The following is a 7139-nucleotide window of genomic DNA, read 5'->3' on the forward strand; positions in this document are numbered from 1 at the left end:
AAGGACGACACCCAGAACGTCACCAACCAGTGGGTCAAGGCCCAGATCACCAAGCACCCCGGTGTATCGAAGCCCATGGCGGTCATCCACGACGAGAGCGAGTTCTACAAGGGCTTCAAGTCCGTCATTGTCGGTACCGCCAAGGCCGTGGTCCAGCCCTACAAGGACCTCGCGGGCTGCGTGACCGGGAATGGGAACTCCTGCAAGTCGTTCGGGATGGACATTGTCAACTCCATTCCAATTGTTGCGGCTATCAAGTCCCCGATGCAGCAAGCTGAAGCCGCCAGGCAGATCACCGATCAGATCAAAAGCGGTCAGGGAGAATACCTAGCCGGAGAGGTCACGGGCCTTCTCCTTATAGCGGCAGTAACGCACAAAATCGGCGAGAAGCTCGGAGGAGCAAGCGAGCCATGCTCAAACAGCTTCCCAGCCGATACACCAGTCCTGATGGCCGATGGAACCACTAAGGCCATCGGCGACATCAAGCCCGACGATACCGTCACGGCCACTGACCCTCAAACCGGCAAGACCGCACCCGAACCCGTCACCGCCAAAATCGTCACCCCCAACGACACCCAGTTCACGCAACTGACCCTGTCCACCCCCGAGGGGAAGACCAGCCCACAAACAACCAACACCCTGACCTCGACCGCCCACCACCCCTACTGGGACGAAACAACCAAGACCTGGACCAACGCCCAGGACCTGCAAGTCGGCCACCAGCTCCAGACTCCGGATCACGGACTGGTCGTCCTCCTCGCAACCCGCACCTACACCACAGCACCCCAAACCGCCCACAACCTGACCGTCGCCAACCTCCACACGTACTATGTACTGGCGGGGACCACGCCGGTCCTGGTGCATAACATTAACCTCCCTAACCAGGGAGCCTGTTCCGTGCCTGGACTATCGGTCCACGATATTCCAGGAGGATCAAGCGGCGGGCCAGGCGCTTACCAGACCATCCCGACAACCATGCGTGCAGAGTATGGAACTGGAGTACAGTGGCACCCGCCGCTCAATCAAGTGCTGTGTTCATACTGCCGCACGAACGTCGCGGTGCCGATAGATCACGTGGAGCCGCGGATTAACGGTGGAGACCTCACGGACGCGAACACCACGCCCGCTTGCACATTCTGCAACAGCTCCAAGCGTGACAGGGTGGCTCCGCTGAATCCGCCGCCGAACTACTCGGGACAATGGCCACCTCCGTGGTGGCCGGCCAATATGCAGGGGACGGTGGCAGTTCCCAGAGTTATTCCATAGATTGAATTCGGGGGGGGGGGGGGGTTGGGGGCCCCCCCCCGGCAAGGGTCGGTGGCGCGGACGATCAGGTGGGCGTCAGGAGACGGTCACGTCGTCGTAGTAGGTGTAGGTCGGGTCGCCCGGGTAGTTGTCGTCGCGGTTCGTCAGGGTGAGGGTGTAGCTGTGGCCCGGGGTCACGGCCGCGGTCTTGTTGACCCAGGCGGAGGTGGCGGCGCAGGTCTTGGCGAGGACCGTCGTGGTGGTGCCGGTGGTGTTGTCCTTCAGGGTGGCGGTGGCCCAGTCGTAGGTCACGGTGTCCGGGCAGGTGTTGCTGTACCAGAAGGAGAGCCTGCTGGAGCCGGCCGGGGCGGTGAACGTCTGGGCGATCGAGGAGGTGGTGCTCGGGTTGGCCGAGCCGACCATCGCGCCGTACCCGCCGCTGTGCGCCGCGGAGCCGGAGGCGGAGGTGGAGCCGGCCGAGGTCCAGCCGGACAGGTTGCCGGTCTCGAAGCCGCCGTTGGTGATGGCGTTGCCGCCGCCACCGCCGGTGCTCTCGGTCCAGCCGAAGGAGGCGCTGCCGGAGGCGTTGGTGCTGTCCTTGGCGGTGACGGTGACGGACGAGGTGCCGGCGGCGGTCGGGGTGCCGGAGATCAGGCCGGTCGAGGAGTTGATCGACAGGCCGGCCGGCAGGCCGGTGGCGGAGTAGGTGAGCGCCTGGCCGGAGGCCGAGTCGGTGGCGTGGATCTGCAGGCTCGCCGCCGTGCCGACGGTGCCGCTCTGGCTGCCCGGGTTGGTCACGGTCACCGTGTTCTGGCCGGTGCCGCCGCCGACGATCGGGTGCGAGATGGCGCAGGAGTTGGTGTCGTTGGACCAGCTGGCCTGCTCGGCGAAGGAGCCGGTGCCCATGGTGATCATGGCCGCGCCGCCCGTGGTGCCGGGGGAGAGCCAGGCGCACTCGTCGGAGTTCTCCTGGCCGTTGTAGCTGCTGCCGGACACGTGGTTGGTCCAGCCACCGGCCGGGAACTGGTCGGACATCGTCTCGTGCCACTCGTGGCCGAGCGTCATCGTCCAGCCGTCGAGGGTGCCGCTGCCGGAGTTGATGAATCCGACCCCGCAGCCGGCGCCGGAGTCCATGTTGTACGGCTGGTTGGAGAACGCGAGGTCGCCGTAGGGCGAGTTGACCGCGCCGCCGGTGAGCGTGGTGTCACCCGTGTAGTCGTGCCAGGCGCAGTACTGGTTCTGGTAGTTGTCCGGGTTGGTGCCGGTCGGCGAGAGGATCACGTAGTACGCGTCGCGGTTGGACGCGGCCGTGGTGTTGCCGAAGTGGCCGGCCGCGTTGACGGCCTCCTGGCCGAGCTGGTTGCCGCTGGCGGCGCTCGGCGAGGCGCCTGAGTTGTCGTACCAGACGCCGGACAGGACGCCGCCGCTCTGGTACGGGACGAAGCTGGCGTTGGACGGGCAGCTGACCGCGCCGGACGCGACGTTGGGGCCGTCGCACCACTGCGTGAGGTCGGCGGACCAGAGCTCGCCGCCGGTGCCGATGTCCTTGAACATCTCCTGGGCGACGGCGGCGGCGCCGTCCGGGTCGCCGGAGAAGGTCGCGTCGCCGCTGCCGTTGGTGCCCTGGCTGCCCCACTGGCTGCCGTAGAAGACCAGGTAGACCTTGGCGTGGCCGTCGAGGACGCCGACGCCGTTGGTGCCGCCGCCGTACGACAGCGTCTGCGGACCGGTCGCCGCGGTGCCGGCGTGGGTGTCCGCCCAGGCCTTCATCTTGGCGTTCTGCGCGATGGTCGGCATGGCGCCGTGCCGGTACGGGTGCTGGTACTGGGGGCTGAACGGGTTCGCCGCCGACGCGCTCGGCCGGTTCGTCGCCTCGGGCTGGGCCTGTGCGGCGGTGGAGGCGAATCCGGCGGCCGCGAGGGCCAGCGCCGCGACGCCGGACAGGACCGTCGTTCTCGCCTTGCGGGTCGGTCTGCCCGCCTTGTGGGGCGTGCGGGAAATACCCATGGTGGGGGGAGCCTCTCTCATGCCGACCACCCGCCTGCCTGTTGGCAGCGGGGCTGTGCGGGGTGAGGACGGAGGAGAACAGGCGGCACCGGCACGTGATCCGACGGATCGTCGGTCACGGATCTACGAGGGGGATGGGGGCGGTGCAGCCTGCCACGCCACAGCAAAGCAGGTCCCGGAAATGGGGGTCAACGGGCCGGTGAGTAAAGGGCTTTGAGCTGAACACAACGTTTTCGAAAAATCCGCACGCGGGCGTGCGGTTGGGATCTCGGATTTCCTGCGTCAACAGATTACGGGCTGCTTATTCAGTGATGGCCGGACTTATCCAGTGAAGTCGAGGCGCGGAGCGTGTCGGCAGTCTTGACCGGGCTGACGCTTGCTGCCACTGTCGTGCTCGAAGTTGCTTGAACTGAAGCAGAGTTGAGCAAGAGTGAGCCAGGGAGTGCCCGTGTTCCCTCACCCGTCCCGCAGACTCGCCACCCTGTTGACCGCCGCGGTCCTGCTCGCGGCCACGGTCACCGCTTCCGCGCTGCCGTCCGCGGCCTCGGCCGACGAGCCCGACGGCTCGGCCGCCTACACCGTCACGGTCGGGGCGCCGACGCCCTTCACCCACCCCACCGACACCCCCGCCGTCCCGTACGTCGACAAGGACGGCACCTTCTACTTCCAGCAGTCCGCCGCGCTGTACGGCAAGAACGACCCGCGCTACTGGGACTTCTTCACCGGCACCGACTTCGACACCGCCACCCGGTCCGCCGCGATCAGCGGCGCCGTCAACCCGGCCGACCCCGCCGACCGGAACGACGACACGACCTCGCGCTGCAACAACAGCCCCACCGGGCGCGGCGCGACGTTCGCCGGCGGCGCCAGCGGGTACGCGCAGAAGAACTACTGCGACCTGTCCGGCGTGTGGGTCGACCCCGACACCGGCGACTGGTACGGGCTGGTGCACAACGAGTTCACCCCGCAGCCCTTCGGGGACGGGCTCCACTACGACGCCATCGACTACGCCGTCTCCACCGACCAGGGCCGCACCTGGGCGATCAGGGACCACGTCATCACCTCGCCGTACAGCACGAGCCGGGGCGACACCGCGCAGTTCCCCAACGAGACCTACTCCTACGGCGACGGCGACCAGCGGCTCCTCGTCGACACCGCCTCCGGGTACTTCTACGTCTTCTACGGCTCGCGGATCGTCGACAAGAACGGTGGCTGGAAGGCGTTCCACTCCCACGTGGCCCGCGCGCCGATCGCCTCCAAGATGGCGCCCGGTTCCTGGCGGAAGTGGTACGACGGCGCCTGGACCGAGCTCGGCACCGGCGGCCGCGAGAGCAACATGGTGCCCGTCGACGCGGACAACTCCACCGGGTACACGGCGGCGGCCGACGAGTACGACCCGGCCAACACCGGGACCTCGGCCCAGCAGATCGCCGCCGGGACGATGCCCCCGACCTCGCCGCTGTTCGTCATGGACGTCACCTACGACGCCTACCTCGGCCTCTACATCGGCGAACCGCAGGCCGTCGACCAGAGCGGCAACGCGCCCCAGCACTACTACGCCACCGCCGACCTCTCGACCCAGAAGTGGGTGCCGATCGGCGACACCGGCGGCTACCACACGGCCTCCTGGTACCGCTGGTTCCTCGACGGCGCCAACCGGACGAGCTCGGCGATCGTCGGGCGGACCTTCCGCGCCTACTGCGCGTTCGGCTGCTCCGGCGGGGCGGACGGCGAGTACGTGCCGGTCACGATCGACCCGTCGGCGCCCGCCGCGCCGCCGGTCGACCCCGGCCGGGCGTACCGGATCGCGAACGCGGACGGACGGGTCCTCGCGCAGGCCGCGGGCGGCCCGGACACCACCTCGCTGGTCGCGGCGACCGGCTCGCCGCTGGAGTCCTGGACCTTCGCGGCGAACGGCGACGGCTCGTACCGGATCGCCAACGGCTCGACCGGGCAGCTGCTCGGGGTCGACTCGGGCTCGGTGAGCGGGCGTTCGTGGGGAGCCCGGCCCGTCCTCGGCGCGGCTCCGGCCGGCGGGCCGACGGTCGGGCAGCAGTGGTGGCTCGTGCCCGGCGCGGCGGCGGACGGCACCGCGACCGGCGCGCTGCGGATCGTGAACCGTTACAGCGGCCTCGTCCTCGGACTCTCGGCGAACGCCTACCGGCTCACCGAGACCACCCCGAACCGGAGTTGGACCGACCGCAGCGGCAGCACGGTCGGCGGCGCGCGGACGGCGGCGGAGCAGACCCTGACGCTCACCGCCCTCGGCCCGGCCGGCACCGGGCTCGACGGCACCCGCACGGTGGTGGCCTCGGGCAAGGCGCTGGACGACCCGGCCCACTCCACCGGCCAGGGCACCCGGCTCGTCACCTGGACGCCCAACGGCGGCCGGAACCAGAACTGGGTCTTCACCCGGCAGGCGGACGGCAGCTACCAGCTCGCGAACGGCGAGTCGAAGCTCTGCGCCGACGTCAGCGGCGGTTCGACGGCGGCCGGGGCCCAGGTGATCCAGTGGCCCTGCACCGGCGCGGCCAACCAGCGCTGGATCGCGACGCAGGTGGCGGGCGGCGGGTACACGCTCGCGTCGCAGAAGAGCGGCCTCCTGCTGACCACAGCCTCGACGGGCGACGGCGCGCTCGTCACGCAGCAGCCGGACACCGGCTCGGCGCTCCAGCGGTGGGTGATCGGCTGAGGCCCTGACGGTCGGACGGCGGCGGCTCCCGGGGCCCGGTGGTGGCCCTGGGAGCCGCGCGTGACGGGGTGGCGGCGTGGCGGCGCAATACTCCGATCAGCGGCGCTCTCCCCGCCGATCGGCGGGTGTCCCCGGTGGGCCGTCAGGGGCCAGCCTTGCGGGCAGTTCGGCATGGACATGCCATATCTGTTCCATGTCGCCCCCCCCACGAGGCGGCCCCACACCGCCGGACAAGGACACACCATGAGGTACTTCCCGCTGCCCAGGATCCTCGCCGCCGCCGCTGCGGCCACCGCGCTCGCGCTCGCCGCGCCCGGGACCGGCGCCTCGGCCGCGCCCGTGCCGAGCCCGCCGATCATCGGCGGTGGCAGCGCGTCGCAGAACTACTCCTTCATCGTCTCGCTGCAACAGGGCGGCCAGCACATCTGCGGCGCCTCGCTGATCTCGCCCACCTGGGCGGTCACCGCGGCACACTGCGTGGCCGGCGGCACGGCCGACCAGTTCACCGTCCGGGTCGGTTCGGGCGACCGGACCTCGGGCGGCGAGGTGGCCTCGCTCGCCCGGGTCGTCCCGCACCCGAACTACAGCACCAACAACGACATCGCCCTGCTCCAGCTCGCGGCCCCCGTCCAGGCCACCCCGATCGCGATCGCCGACAGCGCGCCGGCCGGCACCGTCACCCGGCTGCTCGGCTGGGGCCAGGAGACGCCGCAGCCCGGTGGTGACAACGGCCCCGACCAGCTCAAGGAACTCGACACCAGCCTGCTCCCGAGCGGCTGCGCCGAGGGCTTCGACGCCTCCTCCGAACTCTGCGTCAACAACCCGCAGGGCCCGGACGGCAGCAACCAGGGCGCCTGCTACGGCGATTCGGGCGGCCCGGCGATCGCGCAGATCAACGGTGAGTGGCGGCTGCTCGGCGCCACCAGCCGCGCCGGCGGCACCTCGCCCACCTGTGCGGTCGATCCGTCGATCTACACCAACGTGACCGCGTTCAAGGACTTCATCCAGAGCACCATGGCGAGCTGAACCGCACTCCTGCCGAACCGCTCTCCTGCTGAACGGCATTCCTGCTGAACCGCTCTCCTGCGGCGGGGGGGGGGGGGGGCGGCCCCCCCCGCGACCCGTGTTTCGCCGGTTCGCTAAAAACCCCCCCCGCGAGGGGGGCAGGGGCGCGGCGGGGGGCCGCGATCAGGGG

The 7139-nt window shown here is 69.8% G+C and carries 4 protein-coding genes; 3 read left to right on the top strand and 1 reads right to left on the bottom strand.

Going from position 1 to position 7139, the window contains the following annotated elements:
* Positions 1–1266, top strand: a 1266-nt coding sequence (locus tag ACFV4G_RS36000; protein WP_380446403.1) for a polymorphic toxin-type HINT domain-containing protein, incomplete at its 5' end; no start/stop codon positions are given.
* 75 nt (positions 1267–1341) lie between these two features.
* On the opposite strand, the gene ACFV4G_RS36005 is transcribed toward ACFV4G_RS36000, so the two are convergent.
* Positions 1342–3252, bottom strand: a complete 1911-nt coding sequence (locus tag ACFV4G_RS36005; RefSeq protein WP_380446404.1) for a putative Ig domain-containing protein — start codon at positions 3250–3252, stop codon at positions 1342–1344.
* 448 nt (positions 3253–3700) lie between these two features.
* Here ACFV4G_RS36005 and ACFV4G_RS36010 point away from each other — a divergent pair, with 448 nt between their 5' ends.
* Together ACFV4G_RS36010 and ACFV4G_RS36015 are read left to right on the top strand one after the other, a co-directional pair.
* The gene (locus tag ACFV4G_RS36010; protein WP_380446405.1) at positions 3701–5944 is read left to right on the top strand and encodes an RICIN domain-containing protein; all 2244 of its coding nucleotides are present in this window, start codon (positions 3701–3703) and stop codon (positions 5942–5944) included.
* 243 nt (positions 5945–6187) lie between these two features.
* Positions 6188–6970: a S1 family peptidase gene (locus ACFV4G_RS36015; RefSeq protein ID WP_380446406.1), complete on the top strand. Its 783-nt coding sequence runs from the start codon at positions 6188–6190 to the stop codon at positions 6968–6970.
* Positions 6971–7139 lie beyond the last annotated feature (169 nt).

Origin of the sequence: Kitasatospora sp. NPDC059747, from assembly GCF_042732955.1 — a bacterium.
Classification (GTDB): domain Bacteria; phylum Actinomycetota; class Actinomycetes; order Streptomycetales; family Streptomycetaceae; genus Kitasatospora.